This window comes from Verrucomicrobiota bacterium (genome assembly GCA_019247695.1).
Taxonomy (GTDB): domain Bacteria; phylum Verrucomicrobiota; class Verrucomicrobiia; order Chthoniobacterales; family JAFAMB01; genus JAFBAP01.
The window spans coordinates 1-20,827 of record JAFBAP010000090.1 but is presented as its reverse complement, the minus strand read 5'-3'; the positions used below and the strand labels follow the sequence as shown (position 1 = coordinate 20,827).

The window sequence follows — 20,827 nt, the reverse complement described above, 5'->3', positions numbered from 1 at the left end:
GGCGAACACGGCGGGAAGAGGGGGACAGAGTTCGGCGTTCGGAGTTCGGAGTGGCATCGTGGGGGGTGGTGCGAGTGTCGGCCTTAGAGTTGCCGCCGGGATCCTTTTAATCTGTGTCAATCTGTGGACGTTTTCTCTTTTCTGCGTGTTCTGCGGATGATTCCTGCTTTCCCGCCGTGTGACTGCGCAGGCGCATAAATTCGAAAAATTCCCAACCTTCACGCAACCGGCGTTTCATCACGTCCGGGTCGCGCAGCATGGTCCAGAGAATGCGGCTGACGGGTCGCAACCGGAAATAATAGCGTTTGTAGAATTCTTCTACCGCCTTGAAGATTTCTTGTTCGGACAAGCCGTCGTATTCAAGGGCTGCAAGCTGTTCTCCGGCCTCTCCCACGAGATGTCCATCCGTTTTCAACCAGCCGGACCGTAACGCTTGTTGATACAGTTCGGTGCCGGGGTAGGGAGCGGCGAGGCTCACCTGGATGGAGAACAGGTCCAGCGACTTGGCGAAGGCGATCGTTTTCTGAATCGTTTCCCGGGTTTCGCCCGGCAGACCGAGGATGAAGGTGCCATGGATGGTGATCCCGAGCCGGTGACAGTCGTGCGTGAACCGTTTAGCCTCTTCAAGGCGGACGCCCTTCTTGATGTTGTCGAGGATCTGCTGGTCGCCGCTCTCGTAGCCGACGAGCAACAAGCGCAAGCCGTGATCGTGCATCACTTTCAACGTTTCATAGCTGACATTGGCCCGCGCGTTGCAGCTCCAGGTGAGGCCCAGCCGGCCGAGCCGGAGCGCGATCTCGCGGGCACGCGGCTGGTAAGCCGTAAAGGTGTCGTCGTCGAAAAAAAACTCTTTTACCTGCGGAAAGAGCCGGCGCGCGTGGACCATCTCGGCCGCAACCGCGTCAGGGGATTTCGCCCGATACCGGTGACCGCCGACCGTTTGCGGCCAAAGGCAAAAAGTGCATTGGGCGGGGCAGCCCCGGCCGGAGTAGTGGGACACGTAAGGGTGCTTGAGGTAACCGATAAAATAACGCGAAATGTCCAGGTCGCGCCGGTAGACATCCATAACCGAGGGCAGGCGATCGAAATCGGCGATGAGCTCGCGCTCCGGGTTATGGTGAATCCGGCCGTCGTCACCGCGGTACGACAAGCCGGTGATCTGTGGCAACGGCCGTCCCTCGGCAACTTCGCGGCAGGTAAAATCAAATTCTTTACGGCCCACCCAGTCAATCGCCTCGGAAGCCCGCAAGGTTTCCTCGGGCAGCACGGCCGCGTGCGCACCGACAAAACCGACCTTTGCGTCGGGTCGCTGATTTTTGATGTTTTCGGCGAGCGCTGCGTCACCTGCGAGGGTCGGACTTGAGGTATGGATGACCACGTGCGGGTAATCGCGGGCGATACGGAGTACCGCTGCCGAGTCAAGGTCGTGAGGCGGGGCATCCACCAACCGGCTGTTTGGAATCAGCGCGGCCGGTTGCGCCAGCCAGGTCGGGTACCAGAAGGACCGGACCTCGCGCCGGGCCTGGTAACGGGAGCCCGCACCGCCGTCGAACCCGCGATAGGAGGGCGGGTTAAGAAAGAGGGTAGGTGCGGTCTCGGGTCCGGAAGTCATTCTGCGGGGATCTGAACGCGGGGAAACACCGGGCTGGGTGCACCCAGTTGGTGTTGGTCAGGTAAGCTGCCCCAGGCAAGTTCCTGCATGGTTTCGGCCTGCAACTGGGCGAGAATCTTGCGCGAGGCGCCCGGGGTTACCGGCGAAATGAGTGCAGCCAGCAACCGGCAGGTTTCCGCCAGGGCATAAAGCACCGCGTCGAGCTCAGCGGCCTGCTCCGGTTCCTTGGCGAGCTTCCAGGGCGCCTTGCGTTCCACCAGGGCATTGGCCTCGCCGACGAGTTCCCAGACGGCTTCGAGGGCAGCGTGTACCAGGTGTTGTTGAAAAGCCTGGTGATACCGGTCAACGATGGTGGCGCTCAGGTCGCGCAGCGCATCTGTCCCCGGGTTGAAGGCAGCGGGCTTCGCCAGGCGGCCCTGCCGGTAACGCCGGCTCATGTTGATGGTGCGGTTAACCAGGTTGCCGAGATCATTGGCAAGATCGGTGTTGTACCGGACGAGAAGGCGTTCCAGGCTGAGGTCGGCGTCCTGGCCGGTCACAATGTCCCGCATGAGGTAATAACGGAGCGCATCGGTGCCGTATTTCTGGATGACGTCAAATGGGTCGACCACGTTCCCCAGGCTCTTGCTCATCTTGGCGCCTGCCATGTTCCACCAGCCGTGCACGAGCAGTTTCGGCATCTGCTCATCCGGAAAGCCCATGGCGTGAAGCATCACCGGCCAGTAGATGCCGTGTGCGGGAATCAGGATGTCTTTACCGATGACGTGCGCCTGGCAGGGCCAGAGTTCCCTAAAATCGGGCAGGCCTGAGCCGGGTTCGGCGAGATACCCGGCGAACGTCACGTAATTCAGCAGCGCGTCGAACCAGACGTAGGTCACGTAGTCGGGGTCAAACGGGAACTCAATACCCCAGGACAACCGTTCCTTGGGACGGGAAATGCACAAGTCGCCGCTCAGCCGATCGATGGCGTTCAGAAGTTCCGCATGCCGGAAGGCGGGGGCAACGAATTCCGGGTGGCGCTCAACGTAAGCTCGAAGCCAGTCTCTGTGTTTGCTGAGCCGAAAATACCAGTTCTCTTCCTCAATGTAAGCAACTTCGCCCCACTCCGGACCGAACTCGCCCCGTTCGTCGCGGTCCTTGTCGGTCAGGAATTGTTCCTGGCGGACGCTGTAGTAGCCGGTGTACTTGGCCTTGTAGAGCTCGTCCTTTTCAAGCAACGCCGCGAGCACCGTTCGGACGGCGCGCTTGTGGCGCGGGTCTGTAGTGGCGGCCCAGCCATCTTTTCGGATTTCCAGCAGGTCCCAAAGGCGCAGGAATTCGTCGGTGTTCTGCTGCGCAAACTGCATCGGCTCGATATTTTGTCTGCGGGCAGCCTGCTGAACTTTCTGGCCATGCTGGTCGACGCCGGTCAAAAGAAAGGCGTTTCCGGCGCCTCGGGTCAGGCGTTGGTAACGCACGATCACGTCGGCGAGCACCTTTTCATAGGCGTGACCGATATGCGGACCGCTGTTGGTATAATCGATGGCGGTGGTGACGAAATATTTCACGAGGTGATTAAAAAAGGTGCTGGCGGTTCCTTAGCGGTCCGGTTCCTTGGCGATTTTGCCGCCCCAGGATAAAATGCGCGCCTTGACGCCGGCGGCTTCCGCTTCCTTGATCTGGTTGTTACGGACGTAAAATAAAGAGAGGCTGGACCAGGCGAGCTGATCGTTCGGGCGGAGCTCGACGGCCTTTTGCCCTGCAACAATGGCTTCGGGGAAACGCCCGTTTTTCATCAACGCCATGCCCAGCGCATGCCAGCCGTCAAAGAAGGCCGGCTCGATCTCGACGCATCGGCGGTATTTCTCAATCGCCGCCTCCAGATCTCCGACGGCAAGGTCGCCATTAGCGTCGTCAAAAATCGTTTCTACCGAAGCCGGGATCTCGTCCATAGGAAAATGCCACAGCGGAAGAATGCCACAAATGCCATAAGCGGAAAAATGCCACAAATGAAGAAGTGGCGGGTAACGGGTAATGAAGAGCGGGTGGCGGGTGTAATGCCACGAAGGGAAGAGCCCCTGATTTGGAGCCCTTCTTCCTGAGATTACATGGCTGAGGGATCAAGGAACGTCACCGGCGTGGTAAGCAGAATGTCACAGATAGAGATGCCGGTCACGCGTGGCATTCGACCCGACACCCGACACTCGACACTCGAAACCTCCTCCATTTGTGGCATTTTCTAGATGGGCGGGCGCCCGGCTTTCTGCTGTTCCACCCTCAACCACTCGCGGGTGATCCCGCTGGCGAAGCGCTCATCAAGCAGCGGGTATTTCTGTTTCTTTTCCTCTTCGTACCTGGCGGGATCGAGGGGGTCGCGCCCGACGAGGTGAACCAGCATGGCACCGTCGGCGTCCTGAAGCAGCCGGGACGTTTCACCCGGCTCGAGTTCCACCCGATTAGCAACCAGGGCGTGGGCCACCGGGTCACTGGCGTTTGCTTCGCTCAAGGCAAAGGGCGGCGGCAATTCGGGTTTGTAGCCGGCCTTTTCAGCGGCCTGAACGAAATCCAGACCGCCCTTGGTGTCGTCGGCAATCTTGTGCTCTACCTCTTTGGCTTTTGCGTCGATCGCAGCGGTCGTCTTTTCCTGCTTCAGGGCAGAAACGATCTGGTCTTTGGCCTGTTCGAGGGTCAGCGGATGGCTGGGCTCAATCTGCACCAGCTTGATGATATAAAAGCCGTTCTCGCCCTGGATGACATCACTGACCGGGTTTTCCTTGGTAAGATTAAACGCTTCGCGGGTGATGGCCGGGTCGGCCGAGATCAGCGGATCGGGCTGGTTCTCGGTAAACAAGCCGGTCGTCAGGACAGGCACTTCTTTCTGTTGCGCAACCTTTTCGAATTCCGAGGGCTTATCGAGGAGAGGTTGAGCGAACGCCTCGACCTGTTCCGCCAAAGGTCTGATCGCTTCGTTGCGCTTGTCGCCGGTCAGATTCTTCTGGTCGTCCTTCAGCGTGAAAGAGACCAGCGCGATCTTGCGCTTCTCCGGGGATTGCAAATGATCTTTCTGGTCGTCGTAATACTTTTTAATCTCGGCGTCGGTAATCTGAATACCTTTTTCGAAATCAGCGCGCTTAAACGCGATGACCGCGATGTGCATCTTCAGGTTCGCGAATTCGTATTCGCGTTTGAACATTGCCTCCGGGAGTTGAGCAACAGGACGCAGCAGGCTGTTCAGATTCTGCAGCCGGAGATTGTCGGTCACCACCGTGTCGATATCGGCCGCGCTCAGCCCGCCCCCCCTCAGGGTCTCGACGAGCTTTTGGTATTTGCTGCCGTCGAACTGGCCGTTGGTCTGGAAGGCAGCCAGCTTTTTCTCGGCATCCTTGACCTGGTCCGGGGTCGGGTCCAGGGCGAGGCGAGCCGCGGCATCCCTCAGGATGAAGAGATTCCAAACGTAACTCACCACCTGTTCATCCCGGCTCCGGCCGTCGGTGGCGAGCTGGCTGGGCAAATCGTATAGACCCAGCTGCATGGCCACGTTGAGGTCGCGCTCGAGTTTCTGGACTTCCTCGATGGTTACCACGTGCCCATTGACTTTGCCGAGTTGGCCCGTCATGCCCATCCCGCCACGCCGGAACGTGGCCGGATTGTAAAACCAGGCGAAGGCGACAATCACGACGACGGTGATGATGGTAAGGAGCGCGCGTTGGCGTTTGCGAATCGTTTCCAACATACAGAAGGAATCGAAAATGCCTTCTGGCGCACCGGCGCGCAAGGAGTAACTCGTAACGGGTAACGGGTAACGGGTAACGGGTAGCGGGTAACGGGTAGCGGGTAGCGGGTGCGGAAGACAACCGGTTACCGCAGGAGTCCGAGGGCGAGTTGCGGGAAGATGCCGAGGGCAAAGATCAGCACCAGCAGCACCGCCATGGTGGCCGTGGACAACGGGGTCAGGTTGATAATTGACGCGTCCCCGGTTGATGACGCCTGCCAATACATGGCCCGCACCACTTTAAGGTAATAGTAAAAGCCGCACCCGACGGTGATGACGGCGAGAACGAGCAACACGAACTGCCGGGATTCGAAGGCGACCTTGAAAACCATGAATTTGCCCAGGAAACCCGCCGTCAGCGGCACCCCGGCCAGCGACATCATTGCAACCAGCAGACTGAAGGCGAGAAACGGTGAGCGCCGCGCCAAGCCATTGAAATGCGCGATGTCATCACCGGCGGAATGGTTGGCCACATTGATCAGCACAAGAAAAGAGAGCAGCGTCATCAGCAGGTAAGCCGCCAGGTAGACGACCACCGCCCGGCCGGCATCCTGCACGCCGACGCTGGCGACGGCCATGAGCAGATAACCGGCGTGCCCGATGCTGGAGTAAGCGAGCAGCCGCTTGAAGTTGGTCTGCGGCAGGGCGGCCATGTTACCGTAGACCAGCGTTGCGGCGGCCAGCAGCACCAATGCCAGGACGACCTTGTTCGCCACGAAAGGCAGCGACTGCAGCGATTGCACGACGCGCAGCAGGACGATGAACCCGACCGCCTTCGAACCGACGGAAAGGAATGCCGTGGTCGGCGTCGGCGCCCCTTGGTAAACGTCGGGCACCCAGAACTGAAACGGAGCCGCGGCGATTTTGAAGCCAAGCCCGACCAGGACCAGCAGCGCACCGAAAAGCAATCCCGGCTGGTTAACCGGAGCGATGCTCGGCAGGACCTGCTGGATCGCTCCGAGGTTGGTCTGGCGGGTGATACCGTAGATCCAGGTGATGCCGTAAATCATGAAGCCGGTCGAGAGGGCGCCCAGAATGAGGTATTTGACCCCGGCTTCGAGGGAGGCGGCGTTGCGCCGCATGTACGCCACTAGGATGTAGAAGGAGATGGTGACCAGTTCGAGCGACACGAAAATAAGAATGAAATCAGCGGCCGACGCCATCCACATCATCCCGGCACAGGTCAGGATGGGTAACGAATAGTACTCGCCCAGGCCCGCTTGCGGCGTGGCGGCATGGATAAAGCGCCGGATGGTTTCGGAGTAATCCAAGGCCATGATCAGAACGACGATCGTGGTCAGAACGGCGAACTTCTTGAAGAAAAGCGCCGGCGCATCAGAGACATAGGAGGGGCTGCCCGAAGGGCTGAACGGCACGAACTGAAGCAGGAGGAAAACGACAGCCAGCCCGATTATGCCGACGCCGGCGAGCACATCGCGCCGCTGTCCGGCCGGGAAGAACGACTCGGCCAGCAACAGCGCCAGGCCGAGCACGAGAACCAGGAGTTCGACGAGGTAAGAGGGCATAGCGGTTATTTCACGAAGAGCCGGAGGGCCGGTTCAACGGCCTGCACGACCGTTTGGGGGGCGAACCCGAAAAAGAGCAGGGCCGCGACGAGCACCCCGACCGGCCAGGTGACTGACAATGGCGTGTCTTTGAGGTTCTGCCAGCGGGAGGGACGATCCCCGAAAAAGATCGCCCGGTACGCGCGCAGCATGAAAACGGCCGAGATCACGACGCCCCAGAGTCCGATGACGCCGACGATCTGGAACCGGTTGAGGGCGGCGCCGGGGGTGGAGTTCCTGAAGGCGCCGAACAACACCAGTAGTTCGGAGGCGAAGTTAGCGAATCCCGGTAGACTGATGAGGGCGAATACGCAAAAGCCGAAAAGCACCGTGAGCACCGGCATGTTTCGGGCCAAGCCGCCCAGGTTGCGGTATTCGAGCGTCCCGGTCTGTTTGCGCAATTCGCCGCTGAGGGCGAACAGGGCCGCAATCGAAAGGCCGTGCGCGAGCATGAGCAAGGTCGCGCCGGTCACGCCGATGAGGTTAAAACTCGCCAAGCCGAGAAAGATGTAGCCGATGTGCATGACGCTCGAGTAGCCGAGGGTCAGATCGAGTTGTTTCTGGGCAATCGTCGCCAAACCCACAAAGAGGAGGTTACCGGCCAAAAGGATGAGGAGCAGCCAGGTCCAATGCTGGGCGGCATGGGGCATCAAGGGCAGGGCCAGACGCAACAGGCCGTACAACCCGAATTTCTTCAGTACGCCGGCATGCAGCATCGCCACGGGTACCGGCGCGGAGGCATACGCCGGGGGCGCCCAGGTATGAAATGGAAAGAGCGAGACCAGGATGCCGAAGCCGACCAGCAACAGAAGGTAAACGGTGCGCGAGCCTGGGCCGTCGAAGACGCCCGTAGCGGCGAGATGCTGGAGTTTGGGGATGTCGAAGGTGCGCTGATCCGGAGCCGGCAGCAGGTAAAGGCCGATGAGGCCCACCAGGAGGATGATGCTGCCGGTGGAAAGGTAAAGCGTGATCTTCCAGGCGGCGGCCTGCCGGCTGCCGGACCCCCAGATGCCGATCATCAAAAAGGTCGGGATCAACGCCAACTCATGAAACGCATAGAAGAAGAACAGATCGAGCGAGGCGAACGCGCCGGCTGCACCGGCAGCGATGAACAGGACGCAGGCCATGTAGGGGCGTTGTCCCTCGGCCAGGGCGGGGGACATCCAGACGGCGGCGAAGCCGACGATGGAGGTCAGGAACAGGATCGTGGCGTTCAAACCGTCCACGCCGGCCAGAATTTTCAGATCCCACGCCGGTACTAAGCTCAAGCTGGAGAGAAACTGATAGCCACCCCGGTGATAGTCGTACCCCAGGAAAAGGATGGTGGCCGCCACGGCAGCCAGGATGCCGACTCCGAGAGCCGTCCGGCGCGGCGGCGCCCCGGCAAGGATGATAAGCCCGCCCAGCAGCGGCGCAAGGTAGGTGAGGTGGACGAGAAAGTTCATCACTAGTTAAGAGGCGAATAACACCAGGTAAAGCAGAAGCACGACGCCGAGCCCGAACAGGAAGACGTACGCCTGCAGGTTGCCGATCTGAAGAAACCGGAGGGCAAACCCAAAGCCCCAGGTGACGCCGCCCATCCCGCGAATGATGCCGCCGTCAATGATCCAGCGATCGACGAAGGCCGAAGTTGCCGCCAGCGCGTCCTGGGTCCAGCGAACGAGGCGGTTGTAGAACTGGTCGATGTAAAATCGGTTTTCGAACAGCGGTATGCGGATCGAATCGCTGTCCTGGTCACGGTAAAGGGCAAAAGCCGCCAGGACACCTGCAACCAGGACCGCGAGCGAGACGAGAATGGCGAGGGCGGCCACGGCCTCGTGTTCCAGGAAAGGAAGAAACAGCGGGGCCACGAACGGCAGCCCGATGAACGCCGAGGGAATCGCGAGCACGACGAGCGGCCGCGTCATGACCGGAGGAGACTCGTGGGCATGCTCGGCATTCTGCGATCGGGCGTGGCCGAGGAACGCAACCACGAAGAGCCGGGTCATGTAGTAGGCCGTGAAAAAATTGACCACCGAGACGACGCCCCCGATGACCGGTTGCCGCGCAAACGCCGCCGCCACGATGCTGTCCTTGCTCCAGAAACCGGCAAAGGGCGGGCAGCCGATCAGGGCCAGGGTGGCGAGAGCGAACGTCCAGAAAGTGACGGGCATTTTGTGTTGCAGGCCGCCCATGCGCCAGATGTTCTGCTCGTGATGGAGGCTGTGGATCACCGAACCGGCGCCCAGGAACAGGAGTGCTTTGAAAAAGGCGTGGGTGAACAGGTGAAACAGGGCGGCCTGCGGCACGGCCAACCCGACCCCGGCGACCATCAACCCGAGCTGAGAAAGCGTTGAGTAGGCGAGGATCCGCTTGATGTCGTCCTGCTGGGTCGCCATCAGGGCTGCAAGCAGGGAGGTGATGAGACCGATCGTCAGCACCACGGTGAGCGTGGCGGGTTGCGCTTGAAACAGGAAGAAAACCCGGGCCAGCATGTAAACGCCTGCCGCCACCATTGTCGCAGCGTGGATGAGGGCTGACACAGGCGTCGGACCCTCCATGGCGTCAGGCAGCCAGACGTGCAGGGGAAACTGGGCGGACTTACCCACCGCCCCGCAAAACACCAGGAGCGCCGCTGCGGCCAGGTAAGCCGGCGACAAGTTCAAGCCGGCCCACTTCGAGGCAAGGTCAGTAAAAAGCAGGGAGCCCGAAGCGCTCCAGATCATCAGGATCCCGAGCATGAAACCGAAGTCGCCGATCCGGTTCACCAGGAACGCCTTGTTGGCCGCATCCGCAGCCGAGGCACGCTCGAACCAATGCCCGATCAGCAGGTAGGAGCTGACGCCGACCAACTCCCAGGACACAAACATCATGACGAAGTTATTCGCGAGCACGATGCCGAGCATCGAAAACATGAACAACGAGAGGCCGGCAAAGTAGCGGGACCGGCCACGATCATCCGCCATGTAACCGATCGAGTAGATGTGGATCAGCAGCCCGACGCCGGTCACCACCAGCAGCATCATCTTGCTGTAGCCGTCGATCAGGTAGCCGAAAGGTATCCGGAAACTGCCCACGTCAACCCAATTGAAGCCGCCGGTTTGATCCGGACCGGCAAACACGGGGAGCGCGGCCAGGAACGAAACGGCCACGGCTGCAACCGACAGATAAGAGCTCAACTTCGGCAGCCGCCGGGTAAACAGGGCAATGACGGCCGCCGCCACCAGCGGGCAGAACAGGATGATCCAGGGAAGGGGATTCATAACCTAAAATTTGAGCGAGGTGAGATCTTCCACGTGGGTGGTCTGCCGGGCGCGGTAGAGTGCCACAATGATGGCGAGGCCGACGGCCACTTCGGCGGCGGCAACGGTGATGATGAAAAAGACGAAAACCTGCGCGTTAAAATCCGGCAGGTTATTCTGGATGTTAAAGCGGGAAAAGCCGACCAGCGAAAGGTTTGCGGCGTTCAACATCAGTTCCAGGGCCATGTAAATGATGATGAGGTTGCGCCGCAGCATCACGCCCGCAAACCCGATGGTGAACAAGAGGCCGCTGACGAGCAGGTAGTCGTTAAGGGTGACCATGGGACGGGTGGGTGGCGGGTGTCGGGTGACGGGTGGCGGGTGTCGGGCGTTCTGTCACGCTTTGGCGCTGGAACGGTGGTTCACTTGAGCTCGCGTTTGCTGAGCAGGACAACGCCGATGGAAGCGACCAGCACCAGGGTGGCGATAACCTGAAAGGGCAGGTTGTACGTTTGAAAAAGCGTCATGCCGATGTGCCAGGCGTCGCCCTCAGGCCGGCGCTCGATCGCCGGAAAAGCGGCATTGCCGTTCTGAAAACTGTACGCGACGTCGAACAGCACCCTCATGAATAGCGTCACCACCACGACCCCGCCAAACACGGCGGAAACGTTCATCTTGCGCCGCGCCTCCACCCTGAGGTCAAACAGCATGATGATAAACAGGAACAGCACCATCACCGCGCCGGCGTAGACGAGGATCTGGATGACGCCGATGAAGGAGGCGTCGAGCGAAAAGTACAGGGCCGCCAAACCGAGAAAACAGGCGACCAGGCTGAGCGCACTTGCCACCGGGTTACGGCTGACCACCACCAGCAACCCGAAAACGAGCATGATCGCTGCGAACGTCCAAAAGAGCGCCGGAGCCATCGGGCGATTATTTCTTTTCGTTCCATTTATGGACCAAGCCGGTCATGACGCCGCCAAGCTCGTACAGCTTCTCCTTGTCGTGCACCATCTCCGCCCGGCTCAGCCCGGTGATCGCGTAATCTTTCCGTAGAAAGATCGCCTGCTCGGGGCAGACCTCTTCGCAAAGCCCGCAGTAAATACACCGGATCATGTCGATCTCAAATCGTTCCGGAAACTTTTCAACCTTGCGCCAGCGGCTCCCTTCCGGGATTTCGCCCGGCTTGATTTTGATGGCCCGCGGCGGGCAGATGAATTCGCAAAGCTGGCAGGCCACGCAGCGTTCGCGACCGTGCTCATCCTTCACCAGCGTCGGCGCCCCGCGATAATACGGAGGCAGGTGCGAATCCCACTTTTCTTCGGGGTACTGCATGGTCACCTTGCGCCTGCCGCTGAGGACGTTGAAGAAATGCTTGATGGTGATGCCCAGACCGGCCATCAACGCAGGCAGGTAAGCCTTTTCGGCCAGGGTAAGCTTGGGGCGGGAAACGACGTAAGCCATAAAAACTCTCTCCTACTCTCCTACTCTCCTACTCTCCTAGTCTTCTATTTAGGCATCACTGCCAGGATGATCGCCATGAGAAGGATGTTAACCAGGGCAATCTCAAAAAAGTAATACCAGCCCAGGTGCATGAGCTGGTCAAAACGGAACCGCGGTACCGTCCAGCGCACCCAGATAAAAAAGAATAGCAAAAGCGCGACTTTGGCAAAGAAGCAGGTGATATGGACCAGGCCGAGAATCACGCCCCAGACCGAATACGGGTTGGCGACGCTGACCGGGATTCCGGGAACGTACCAGGCGCCGAAAAACAGGGTGACGATCACCGCCGAACCGGTGATCATGGCCGCGTATTCGCCGAGGAAAAACAAGGCGAACTTCATCGACGAATATTCGGTGTGGTAACCGCCGACCAGCTCGGTTTCGGACTCGGGCAGGTCAAAGGGCAAGCGGTTGGTCTCGGCGAACATCGAGACCGTAAAGACGATGAAGGCGCTGAAGAGGGGGATCCAGAGCAGCAGCTTCCACAAGTCGAACGAGTGCAGAATCCCATCCGGGCTTAATCCTTTCAGCCAGAAGGGGGAGATCAGCCACCCGTGATGGATCTGATAATCGACGATTTTCGGCAGGTTCAACGTCCCGCAGAGGAGAAAAATGGGAACGACGGAAAGCCCCAGGGACAGCTCGTAGGAGATCATCTGCGAGCTGGAGCGGATCCCGCCGAGAAACGGGTACTTGGAATTGGACGACCAGCCGGCGAGGACGATCCCGTAGACGCCCAGGGATGACACGGCGAAGACCCAGAGCACGCCGATGTCGACATTGGCCACGACCATCGGTTGTCCCCAGATCTGGCTGCCGAAAGGGATCACGGCCAGCGCCATCATCGAGGGCGCCATGGCGCAGGCGGGCGCCAGCCAGTAATAAAACTTGTTTACGTGTGCCGGGGTGAAATCCTCTTTGAGCAGCAGCTTGAGTGCGTCGGCGATCGGCTGCAGGAGGCCGAGCGGGCCGACGCGGTTCGGGCCGATCCGGTCCTGGATCATCGCGCTCACGCGCCGTTCGGCGTAGACCGTGTACGACACCATCGGCAGCACGACCAGGAAGATCAGACCGAGGGTTTTGGCCAGCGAGATGGCAATGGCAAAGAGGACGTCGGTCATAGGTGCGCAGGCTCCGGCGCGGGCGTGGCAGGCGCTTCGTCGACGTCCTCGAGTTGGTAACCCCGGTCGCCGATCCTGCTCAGGCTCAAGCCGCGCATTTCCGGCACCGCACCCGCGATCTGTTTGAAGACGTCCTCAATGACGTAGAGACCGTCGGCTCCGGACAGTTGATTGAGCAGGTCACGCAGGATTTCCCAATCGTCGTGCGCGTCGCCCGGGGCCGGGATGGCCCGATTCAACCGCTGCAGCCGCCCCTTGACGTTGATCATCGAGCCGCGCTTTTCGGCGAAAGCCGCCCCGGGGAGAACGACCGTAGCGGCCTCTACCGTAGGGTTCGGCAGGGTGTTGAGGGCGAGCAGGAACGTGAGCCGGGTGAGGTCGGCGGCGGTAAAGCCCGCTTCCAGCAGATCTTCCTGCAGGGCAAGCACGGCCTTGATCTCACCGGAGCGCACCTTCGCGACGATCGGGGCCAGCTTGTCGCCCGGGCGTTCACCGGTTACGCCGAGCAGTTGGGCGCCGATCGTGTTGGGGTTGCGATCGGCATTCAACAGCAGGTCATCGCCTTCACCCCAGTGCGGCACGACGTCGTGGCGCGGCCTACCGAGCGCCTCGATCAGGCGGCGAGCCAGCCAAAGTTCTTCGTTCGTCATCCGGGCCGAGGCGATCACCGCGATCTCGTCGGGCCGGAAACGGCGGAGTTCCTCCACGGCCCGGACGATGGCCGGACCCCAATCCGCGGTTTCCAATGCGCCGTTGAGCCGGATCTGCGGCGCGGCGCGGCGGTGTTCGGAATTGACGTGATGGAAATTAAGCCGGCCGTAGTCACACATCCAGGACGAGTTGACGTCGTCGTTTTCGCGCGGGGTCTGGCGGTAAATGATGCCTTCGCGCGCGCCGATCACGGTGTTGCAGCCGGTGGCGCAACTGGTGCAGACGCTCTTGGTCTCCTTCAGGAACCAGACGCGCATTTTGAACCGGAAATCGGTAGAGGTCAGCGCACCGACGGGGCAGATGTCAACCGTATTGAGCGAGTAATTGCTGTCGAGCGGCCGCCCCGGGTGGGCGGTCAGGTAGGTGTGGCCGCCGCGGCTCACGAAGCCGAGGACGTCGTCCTTGGCCACTTCTTTCATGAACCGGATACAGCGGGAGCAGAGGATGCAACGTTCGTCATCCAGGGTCACCCGGGGACCAAGGGCGATCCGCTTCGGCTTTTTGACCTTGTTTTCCAGGAACCGCGAACCTGCCTTGCCGTATTCGACGCTGAATTCCTGGAGCTGGCATTCACCGGCCTGATCGCAGATCGGGCAATCCAGCGGGTGATTGATGAGCAGGAACTCCATCACGCCGTTCCGGCACTCCCGCGTAAGGGGTGAATCGGTGCGAACGCCCATGCCTTCAGCGATATCCTGGGCACAGGAGATCTGCGGGCGTGGAATCCAGTTGATCACCGGTTTGCCATCCGGGCCGAGTTCAGGTTTTTTATCCGGCCCCATTTTGGGCATGCCCATTTCGATCAGGCACATCCGGCAGTTGCCCGGGGAACTGAGTTTCGGGTGATAACAATAGCGCGGGATAAATTTGCCGGCCTGGGAACACGCCTCGATCACGCGGGTCCCTTTTGGGAATTGGTGCCAGACGCCGTCAATCTGAACGTTAAGAAGAGGAACTGGATCGCTCATGGATGGCTTTCTGCATTACCGTCGCCGCCCGCAGGAACGTTCCGCGAGGCGTAGCCGGCGAATTCGTCGCGGAACTTAGCCACGAAGCTCTGCGTCGGCCAGGCACAAGCCTCACCGAAGGCGCAGATGGTCCGGCCGGCGATATTGTCGGCCACGCTTTTCAGCGTGTCGGGATCCTCGGGCGCAGCTCCGCCGTCGAGCATTCTCTCGGTCAGCTTTTTCATCCACAGCGAGCCCTCGCGGCAGGGGGTGCACTGGCCGCAGCTTTCGTGGGCGTAAAATTCGTTAATGTTGTTGAGCGCCCAAACCATATCGCGCGAATTATCCATGACAATCACGCCGCCGGAACCGGCCATGGAACCGACCGCGGCGAGCGAATCGAAATCCATGGGGATTTCTTCGATGCCGATCTCGCGCTCCGACATGGAGCCGTCGGGTTGCTTGGCCTTGAGCTTGTAGCGTTCCCCGGCCCGCAACACCTTGGCCGAGCTGCCGCCCGGGATGACGGCCTTGAGCTTGCGCCCCGGTTTGAGGCCGCCGCAAATATCATGAATTAACTCGCCCAGCGTGACGGCGCCCACCTCAAGTTCGTAGTACCCGGGTTTCTGCACGTCGCCGCTCACGCAGAGGACGCGGGTGCCGGTGTTATTCGGCCGGCCCAGCCTGGCGTATTCCGCGCCGCCCATCCTGAGGATGTGTTTTACGTTACAGAGCGTCTCGACGTTGTTCACGATCGTCGGCGCCATGTAGAGGCCGAGCGCCGCAGGGAAGTACGGGGGTTTGATGCGCGGGTATGGGCGTTTGCCCTCCAGCGACTCGATCAGGCCGGTCTCCTCGCCGCAAATGTAAGCGCCCGCCCCCCGGTGAACGTAGATTTCCAGGTCGAAGCCGCTGCCCAGGATGTTCTTGCCTAAAAAGCCATCCGCACGCGCTTCCGCCAACGCCCGTTCCAGGATCCTCGCCCCGAGCGGGAATTCGCCCCGGATATAGATGTAAGCCAGCCGGGCATTCACCGCGTAGCACGAGATGATCATGCCTTCCAGCAGCTGGTGCGGGTCCTGGTGGATGATGTAGCGATCCTTGAAGGTCCCCGGCTCGGATTCATCCGCGTTACAGATCAGGTAAACCGGCTTGGTCTCGCCGGGACGAATGAATCCCCATTTGGCCCCGCATGGAAATCCGGCGCCGCCGCGGCCGCGCAGACCGGATGCTTTAACCTCGGCCACGATGTCCGGCGCCTTCATGGTGAAGGCTTTGCGCAGCTCTTCGTAACCGCCATCGGCAAAATAGCGATCGATGTCGGGCGTGTAGCCCGGACGGTCTATATTCTTAAAGACGATGCGCTTTTCGCGCGGATGCGGGGTGCGGATGACGGAACCCATGGATGGCTACGGGTAGTTCTGCAGCAGTTGCGGAACCTCCTCGTCGGACACCGCTTCATAGAAATCGTCGTTGATCATGCAAACCGGGCCGGTGCCGCAGCTGGCCAGGCATTCCACGAATTCGATACTGTAGCGGCCGTCCGGACTTTTCAGGAGGTGGCCCTCATGGTTATGGGGGTCCGGGTCGATGTTGGCGTGTTTACAAAACGTGTCAAGCAACCGGTAGCTGCCGGCCATGGCGCAGGAGAGGGTGCGGCACACCCGGATGTGATGTTTGCCGGCCGGTTCGCGACGTATCATCGGGTAAAACGTCACGAGTTCGAGGATGTTGATCGGTTCGAGCCCCAGTTTTTGAGCGATCCACACGATGGCATCATCGCTGATGTAGCCGAAGCGCTCCTGGAACAGGTGCAGCAACGGCAACGAGGCGCTCCGCTTGGAGACGGGGTAATGCGTAATCACCTCGTCAACCACAGATTCAAGCTCCGCGGGTATGTCCACGACCGTTAATGCTCCAGTAGGTTTGGCTGATTGAGCAAGAGACCATTCTGAAAATGCAGCACGACGGTCTGGCCGTCCTGCTGGTAATAGTAGCGGGTAATGGCCATCGTTTTCTTTTGGGTTTCAAGTTCCAGCTCTACCTTTTCCGTCCGGTCCGGGTGACCCAGGATGGTTTCGACTTCTTTTTGCGAAATGTTCGGTCGCAATTGCTCCAGGTTGCGGTTGGTGAACTGCCGGTGACAACCCGTCAGACCGGTCACGGTCACCGTAACCGCAACAGTTATAGACTGGACGGTTCGCATTCGCTACCGATCGCATTCACCCATTACAAAATCCAGGCTGCCCAGGATGGAAACCACGTCGCTCATCATGTGTCCAGGTAAAAGCTTTGGCAGAATTCCCAGGTTCACGAACGAGGGAGCACGAATTTTCAGGCGGTAAGGTACCCCGCCGCCTTTGCTGTAAATGTAAAAACCAAGTTCGCCCTTTGGGTTTTCCGCCCCGAAGTACACTTCCCCGGGGGGCGCGTGCACGCCTTCGGTATGGATGATGAAATGATGGATCAGTTCTTCCATTTTCATCAGCACGTCGGGTTTGCGCGGGGGCAGGTTCTTCGGGTCCTGAACGGTGATGGGGCCGGAGGGAAGTTTATCGAGCGCCTGGCGCAGAATCCTGACGCTCTGGCGCATTTCTTCCATGCGCACCAGGTAACGGTCGTAGGCATCGCCGACGGTCCCGATCGGCACGTCGAAGTCGTAATTTTGATAATCGAGATAAGGGTGGGCCTTACGGACGTCGTGATCAATGCCGCTTCCCCGGAGATTCGGGCCGCTCAGGGCGTAGTCGATGGCGTCGTCCGGACGGATCACGCCGATGTCTTTTGTCCGGTCAACAAAGATGCGGTTACGGGTAAGCAGCCGGTCGAGCTCATCCAGTTGCAGTACAAACTCGTCCAGAAAACGACGCAAAGCCGGGATGAAGCCGTCGGGCAGGTCCCGCGTCTGGCCGCCGATGCGCGTGTAAGAAGTGGTGAAGCGGGCGCCGGTGAGCAGTTCGGTCAGGTTGTAGAGCTTTTCGCGTTCGGTAAAGGTGTACAGAAATACGGTGGTCGCGCCGATGTCCATGGCGAATGCTCCGAGCCCGAGCAGGTGGGCGGAAATGCGAGCCATCTCGCAGCAGATCACGCGGATGGCTTTGCCGCGCGGGGGCAATTCCCAGTCCATGAGTTTCTCCACAGCAAGCGCATACGCGACATTGTTGGCGAGCGGCGCCAGGTAGTCGAGCCGGTCCGTGTAGGGAACGAACTGGTTGTACTGCATGTTCTCTGCAATTTTTTCGTCGCCTCGATGCAGGTACCCCAGGTCCGGCACGGCCTTGGTGATGATCTCACCGTCCAACTCCAGAATCACTCGCAAGACGCCATGGGTCGCCGGATGCGACGGCCCCATGTTGATGGTAAGCTTTTCACCAAGCAACTCAGCGTCATTGATGGCGTCAAGGGATCGGGTTGTTCGTGCCAGCGTGTCCGGCGTTTCGATGTCGCGCGTAGTTGGCATAGGAGCAAATACAACAATCGGAAGATAAGTTTGGCCACTTTGCACCCGCAAGCGATTATTCGTGAAATATTTCACAAGCACGAATCATCACGGGCGCTAAAGGCGGTTATGAGAATTCTTCGTTGTTCGTCGTTGTTCGTTGTGAACCCTGGTACTGCGTTGGTCACTTTATACCGGCGTATACCGGCGAAAGGGGTTGACTTGCCTGAATGCTCCCGGCCGGGCATTCATCGACCATCGAAAAGCCGGTCCTGAGAAGCGCCGGGCACCGGCCGAAGGCGCGGCACACGCGTTACGGCCGGTAGAAATTAAGGGCAGCAGCCCGTTCCGGGCAGCTGTCGGAAAGTATAAGGCCGCACAAAGCGCGCAAGCGGCCAAGGCAAAGGGGGCAAAGGCTGTCATAGTTTGCCCGCGGGTTAACTCCCGCGGCTTCGAACGTCGAGAATGCAAGGGAAACAAATCTACGCTAGACCTGGAAAATAGAACAGTGATAGCCTTTACAGCAGAGCGAACCCGGCCCGGCCTGATGCGCGTGCCTGCGACGCCGATCAAATGAGGGAAGAAACGCGTCTGAGACTTTACAGTCGGCTGCACCAAGGGCATCAAGAGAAACCCCGGCGTGAAGGCGCGGGGAGTAAAATGATGGTGATGAACGCACCAGCCACTCGTACAAAAAGCCGGCCGGCTGCCCCGGCAATCGTACTTCCACCCGTCCCGGCGGCCAAATTTTGTGAGCGTTGATGGCTCATTTCGCCTGGTCAAACTGGACCCCTCGGGAGCTGGCTACTCTCTGTTTCGTCCGGCAAGGCGACCGGGTCCTCATGATCCGCAAAAAGCGCGGGTTGGGTGCGGGCAAGATCAACGGGGTGGGGGGCAAGCTTGAACCGGGAGAGACCGAACTGGCCGGGATCCAGCGCGAGGCATTGGAAGAGCTCCGGATTACCTTGCTCGATCCCGAGCCCCGGGCGCGGTTGAATTTCCAATTCCAGGACGGGTACAGCCTGCGTTGCACGGTGTACGTGGCAACCCGCTTCGACGGCGATCCCCGGCCGACACCCGAAGCGGATCCGCTGTGGTTCGACGTTCACAGCCTGCCGTTCGGGGAGATGTGGGAGGATGACCGGCTGTGGCTTTCACAGCTCCTCAACGGCGAGCGGTTTCAAGGCTATTTCCTCTTCGATGGCGAGCGGATGTTGAGTTACCTGATCGAGTGGGACGAGGGTGCGAGGGACCTTGGGAAGCGGTGAGCTGAAAGGCCGGATGACGTTTCGATGACAGTGCCGGCCGGTCCCGGGTATATTTACAGCAGCATAAATAGCAGCATGAGCCAGCCTTCTTTCCTGAGTCGAATCCTGAAATTCATCCGGTTTTCGCACACCGTCTTTGCGCTGCCTTTCGCGCTCGGTTCCATGCTGGTCGCTGCGCATGGTCTTCCAAGCCTGCGCACGCTCCTGCTGATTTTGCTGGCCATGGTCTTTGCGCGCACGGCGGCGATGGCGTTCAACCGCGTCGCGGATTGGGAGATTGATCAAGCCAACCCGAGGACGGCGGAACGTCACCGGCTCGTGAGCAAACCAGTGGCGATCGGGCTGGTCATCGTGCCGGCGGCGGCATTCGTGCTCACTTGCTGGTTCATCAACCTGGTTTGCTTCGCCTTGTCGCCGGTGGCCCTGGCGATCGTGTTCTTCTATTCACTGACTAAACGCTTTACGTCGTACACCCAATTTTTCATCGGGCTGGCCTTGGCCGTCGCTCCGGTCGGGGCCTGGCTGGCCGTCCACGGGCGCCTTGGATGGCCTCCCGTTTTTCTGGCCGCCGGCGTGCTCTTCTGGGTGGCCGGTTTCGACCTGATCTACGCCATTCAGGATTACGACTTTGACCGCCAACGGGGGCTCGGTTCGATGGTGGTCCGGTACGGCGTGCCGCAAAGCCTGCGGCTCGCGCAAGCTATGCATGCCGCCCTTTTTCTCTGCCTGGTTGCTTTTGGGATCAGCGCGCGCCTCGGGTCCGTTTACCACGCGAGCCTCGTGCTGGTGCTGGGGGCCCTGTTTTACGAACATCGCGCGGCATCCCGGCTGGACGTGGCCGGCATTAACCGGGCGTTTTTCCAAAGCAACGCTTTCGTCAGCCTGGTATTCGTGGTGGCCATCGCGCTGGACGTGTTGAGGAACGGGTAACGGGTAACGAGTAACGAGTAACGGGTAACGGGTAACGGGTAACGAGTAACGGGTAACGGGCGGTGAGACCCCACTGCCATTTAGTTAAGGGCCGGTAGAGGGGGGCGCTTTCGTCCCGCAGGGACGGCTGAGGTTAGCCAGGGACTTCAGTCCCTGGACGGGGCATTTAAGAGGGAGCGCGTCCCGTCGGGACGCCTGAAATGCTGGCCCGCAGGGTGCCGACTCCCAATCGGCCAGCCAAACCCGGTGCGACCCTCGGCGCCAAAAATCCGAACGGCTCCCCAGCGTTGACGCCCGCCTGGCCTCGGCGCGCCGCTTCAGGCGTCCCGAGGGGACGCAACCCCGGGGGCACGCCCGCACAGGCACTAAAGTACCTGGCTAAAATCAGCCGTCCCTTCGGGACGAAAGCAATACCTGGCCTGCCGTCCTTAACTAAATGGCAGTGGGGTCTCACCGCCCGTCACTCGTCACTCGTCACTCGTTACCCGTCACTCGTCACTCGTTACCCGTCACTCGTTACTCGTTACTCGTTACTCGTTACTCGTTACTCGTTACTCGTTACTCGTTACCCGTTACCCGTTACCCGTTACCCGTTACCCGTTACCCGTTACCCGACACCCTCTTCCATTTGTGGCATTTTTTCACTTGTGGCATTTGTGGCATTTCCTAGGATCTGAGTTTCGCGTCCAGGGCTTTGGCCACGCAGGACGGGACGAAAGCGTCCACGCTGCCGCCCAGACGTGCAATTTCCTTGATGAG

The 20,827-nt window shown here is 60.0% G+C and carries 18 protein-coding genes; 2 read left to right on the top strand and 16 right to left on the bottom strand.

Going from position 1 to position 20,827, the window contains the following annotated elements; all coding sequences use genetic code 11:
• Positions 1–106 precede the first annotated feature (106 nt).
• The 16 genes from hpnJ to nuoD form a co-directional block, all read right to left on the bottom strand.
• Positions 107–1,612: a hopanoid biosynthesis associated radical SAM protein HpnJ gene (hpnJ, locus tag JO015_10305; GenBank protein MBV9999493.1), complete on the bottom strand. Its 1,506-nt coding sequence runs from the start codon at positions 1,610–1,612 to the stop codon at positions 107–109.
• Complete coding sequence (locus JO015_10300) at positions 1,609–3,159, bottom strand: methionine--tRNA ligase (protein ID MBV9999492.1); 1,551 nt, start codon at positions 3,157–3,159, stop codon at positions 1,609–1,611. The genes hpnJ and JO015_10300 overlap by 4 nt, the downstream gene beginning before the upstream one ends.
• Before the next feature lie 30 nt (positions 3,160–3,189).
• Positions 3,190–3,543, bottom strand: a complete 354-nt coding sequence (locus JO015_10295) for a tetratricopeptide repeat protein (GenBank protein MBV9999491.1) — start codon at positions 3,541–3,543, stop codon at positions 3,190–3,192.
• 287 nt (positions 3,544–3,830) lie between these two features.
• Positions 3,831–5,324, bottom strand: a complete 1,494-nt coding sequence (locus tag JO015_10290; protein MBV9999490.1) for a peptidyl-prolyl cis-trans isomerase — start codon at positions 5,322–5,324, stop codon at positions 3,831–3,833.
• A gap of 125 nt (positions 5,325–5,449) precedes the next feature.
• Positions 5,450–6,889, bottom strand: a complete 1,440-nt coding sequence (locus JO015_10285) for an NADH-quinone oxidoreductase subunit N (GenBank protein ID MBV9999489.1) — start codon at positions 6,887–6,889, stop codon at positions 5,450–5,452.
• A 5-nt stretch (positions 6,890–6,894) separates the two neighbouring features.
• Positions 6,895–8,373, bottom strand: a complete 1,479-nt coding sequence (locus JO015_10280) for an NADH-quinone oxidoreductase subunit M (GenBank protein ID MBV9999488.1) — start codon at positions 8,371–8,373, stop codon at positions 6,895–6,897.
• Positions 8,374–8,379: 6 nt separating this feature from the next.
• The gene (nuoL, locus tag JO015_10275; protein ID MBV9999487.1) at positions 8,380–10,170 is read right to left on the bottom strand and encodes an NADH-quinone oxidoreductase subunit L; all 1,791 of its coding nucleotides are present in this window, start codon (positions 10,168–10,170) and stop codon (positions 8,380–8,382) included.
• Between the two features lie 3 nt (positions 10,171–10,173).
• Positions 10,174–10,491, bottom strand: a complete 318-nt coding sequence (nuoK, locus tag JO015_10270; protein ID MBV9999486.1) for an NADH-quinone oxidoreductase subunit NuoK — start codon at positions 10,489–10,491, stop codon at positions 10,174–10,176.
• An 80-nt stretch (positions 10,492–10,571) separates the two neighbouring features.
• Positions 10,572–11,075, bottom strand: a complete 504-nt coding sequence (locus tag JO015_10265; GenBank protein ID MBV9999485.1) for an NADH-quinone oxidoreductase subunit J — start codon at positions 11,073–11,075, stop codon at positions 10,572–10,574.
• A gap of 7 nt (positions 11,076–11,082) precedes the next feature.
• Positions 11,083–11,613 (bottom strand): NADH-quinone oxidoreductase subunit I, encoded by a 531-nt coding sequence (locus tag JO015_10260; protein ID MBV9999484.1) that lies wholly within the window; start codon positions 11,611–11,613, stop codon positions 11,083–11,085.
• Between the two features lie 44 nt (positions 11,614–11,657).
• The gene (locus JO015_10255; GenBank protein MBV9999483.1) at positions 11,658–12,773 is read right to left on the bottom strand and encodes an NADH-quinone oxidoreductase subunit H; all 1,116 of its coding nucleotides are present in this window, start codon (positions 12,771–12,773) and stop codon (positions 11,658–11,660) included.
• Positions 12,770–14,452, bottom strand: coding sequence for a molybdopterin-dependent oxidoreductase (locus JO015_10250; protein ID MBV9999482.1), 1,683 nt, complete (start codon positions 14,450–14,452; stop codon positions 12,770–12,772). Before JO015_10250 ends, JO015_10255 begins: the two co-directional genes overlap by 4 nt.
• Positions 14,449–15,834 (bottom strand): NADH-quinone oxidoreductase subunit NuoF, encoded by a 1,386-nt coding sequence (gene nuoF, locus JO015_10245; GenBank protein MBV9999481.1) that lies wholly within the window; start codon positions 15,832–15,834, stop codon positions 14,449–14,451. The genes JO015_10250 and nuoF overlap by 4 nt, the downstream gene beginning before the upstream one ends.
• 6 nt (positions 15,835–15,840) lie before the next feature.
• Complete coding sequence (locus JO015_10240; GenBank protein MBV9999480.1) at positions 15,841–16,335, bottom strand: NAD(P)H-dependent oxidoreductase subunit E; 495 nt, start codon at positions 16,333–16,335, stop codon at positions 15,841–15,843.
• 5 nt (positions 16,336–16,340) lie between these two features.
• Positions 16,341–16,637: a hypothetical protein gene (locus JO015_10235; GenBank protein ID MBV9999479.1), complete on the bottom strand. Its 297-nt coding sequence runs from the start codon at positions 16,635–16,637 to the stop codon at positions 16,341–16,343.
• Positions 16,638–16,640: 3 nt separating this feature from the next.
• Entirely contained in the window at positions 16,641–17,891 is a 1,251-nt protein-coding gene (gene nuoD / locus JO015_10230) for an NADH dehydrogenase (quinone) subunit D (GenBank protein MBV9999478.1), read from the bottom strand.
• Positions 17,892–18,631: 740 nt separating this feature from the next.
• On the opposite strand from nuoD, the gene JO015_10225 reads away from it, so the two are divergent.
• A complete protein-coding gene (locus tag JO015_10225) occupies positions 18,632–19,138 on the top strand; it encodes an 8-oxo-dGTP diphosphatase (protein MBV9999477.1) in 507 nt (168 codons plus the stop codon).
• A 75-nt stretch (positions 19,139–19,213) separates the two neighbouring features.
• Complete coding sequence (locus JO015_10220) at positions 19,214–20,068, top strand: UbiA family prenyltransferase (protein MBV9999476.1); 855 nt, start codon at positions 19,214–19,216, stop codon at positions 20,066–20,068.
• Positions 20,069–20,827: the final 759 nt, after the last annotated feature.

What these genes read in the sequence shown, in the direction of transcription:
- hpnJ (MBV9999493.1), bottom strand. Translation starts at nt 1,612, where the DNA reads ATGACTTCCGGACCCGAGACCGCACCTACCCTCTTTCTTAACCCGCCC.
- JO015_10220 (MBV9999476.1), top strand. Translation starts at nt 19,214, where the DNA reads ATGAGCCAGCCTTCTTTCCTGAGTCGAATCCTGAAATTCATCCGGTTT.
- JO015_10225 (MBV9999477.1), top strand. Translation starts at nt 18,632, where the DNA reads ATGGCTCATTTCGCCTGGTCAAACTGGACCCCTCGGGAGCTGGCTACT.
- JO015_10250 (MBV9999482.1), bottom strand. Translation starts at nt 14,452, where the DNA reads ATGAGCGATCCAGTTCCTCTTCTTAACGTTCAGATTGACGGCGTCTGG.
- JO015_10295 (MBV9999491.1), bottom strand. Translation starts at nt 3,543, where the DNA reads ATGGACGAGATCCCGGCTTCGGTAGAAACGATTTTTGACGACGCTAAT.
- nuoF (MBV9999481.1), bottom strand. Translation starts at nt 15,834, where the DNA reads ATGGGTTCCGTCATCCGCACCCCGCATCCGCGCGAAAAGCGCATCGTC.
- JO015_10265 (MBV9999485.1), bottom strand. Translation starts at nt 11,075, where the DNA reads ATGGCTCCGGCGCTCTTTTGGACGTTCGCAGCGATCATGCTCGTTTTC.
- nuoK (MBV9999486.1), bottom strand. Translation starts at nt 10,491, where the DNA reads ATGGTCACCCTTAACGACTACCTGCTCGTCAGCGGCCTCTTGTTCACC.
- JO015_10255 (MBV9999483.1), bottom strand. Translation starts at nt 12,773, where the DNA reads ATGACCGACGTCCTCTTTGCCATTGCCATCTCGCTGGCCAAAACCCTC.
- JO015_10235 (MBV9999479.1), bottom strand. Translation starts at nt 16,637, where the DNA reads ATGCGAACCGTCCAGTCTATAACTGTTGCGGTTACGGTGACCGTGACC.
- JO015_10285 (MBV9999489.1), bottom strand. Translation starts at nt 6,889, where the DNA reads ATGCCCTCTTACCTCGTCGAACTCCTGGTTCTCGTGCTCGGCCTGGCG.
- JO015_10260 (MBV9999484.1), bottom strand. Translation starts at nt 11,613, where the DNA reads ATGGCTTACGTCGTTTCCCGCCCCAAGCTTACCCTGGCCGAAAAGGCT.
- nuoD (MBV9999478.1), bottom strand. Translation starts at nt 17,891, where the DNA reads ATGCCAACTACGCGCGACATCGAAACGCCGGACACGCTGGCACGAACA.
- JO015_10280 (MBV9999488.1), bottom strand. Translation starts at nt 8,373, where the DNA reads ATGAACTTTCTCGTCCACCTCACCTACCTTGCGCCGCTGCTGGGCGGG.
- nuoL (MBV9999487.1), bottom strand. Translation starts at nt 10,170, where the DNA reads ATGAATCCCCTTCCCTGGATCATCCTGTTCTGCCCGCTGGTGGCGGCG.
- JO015_10290 (MBV9999490.1), bottom strand. Translation starts at nt 5,324, where the DNA reads ATGTTGGAAACGATTCGCAAACGCCAACGCGCGCTCCTTACCATCATC.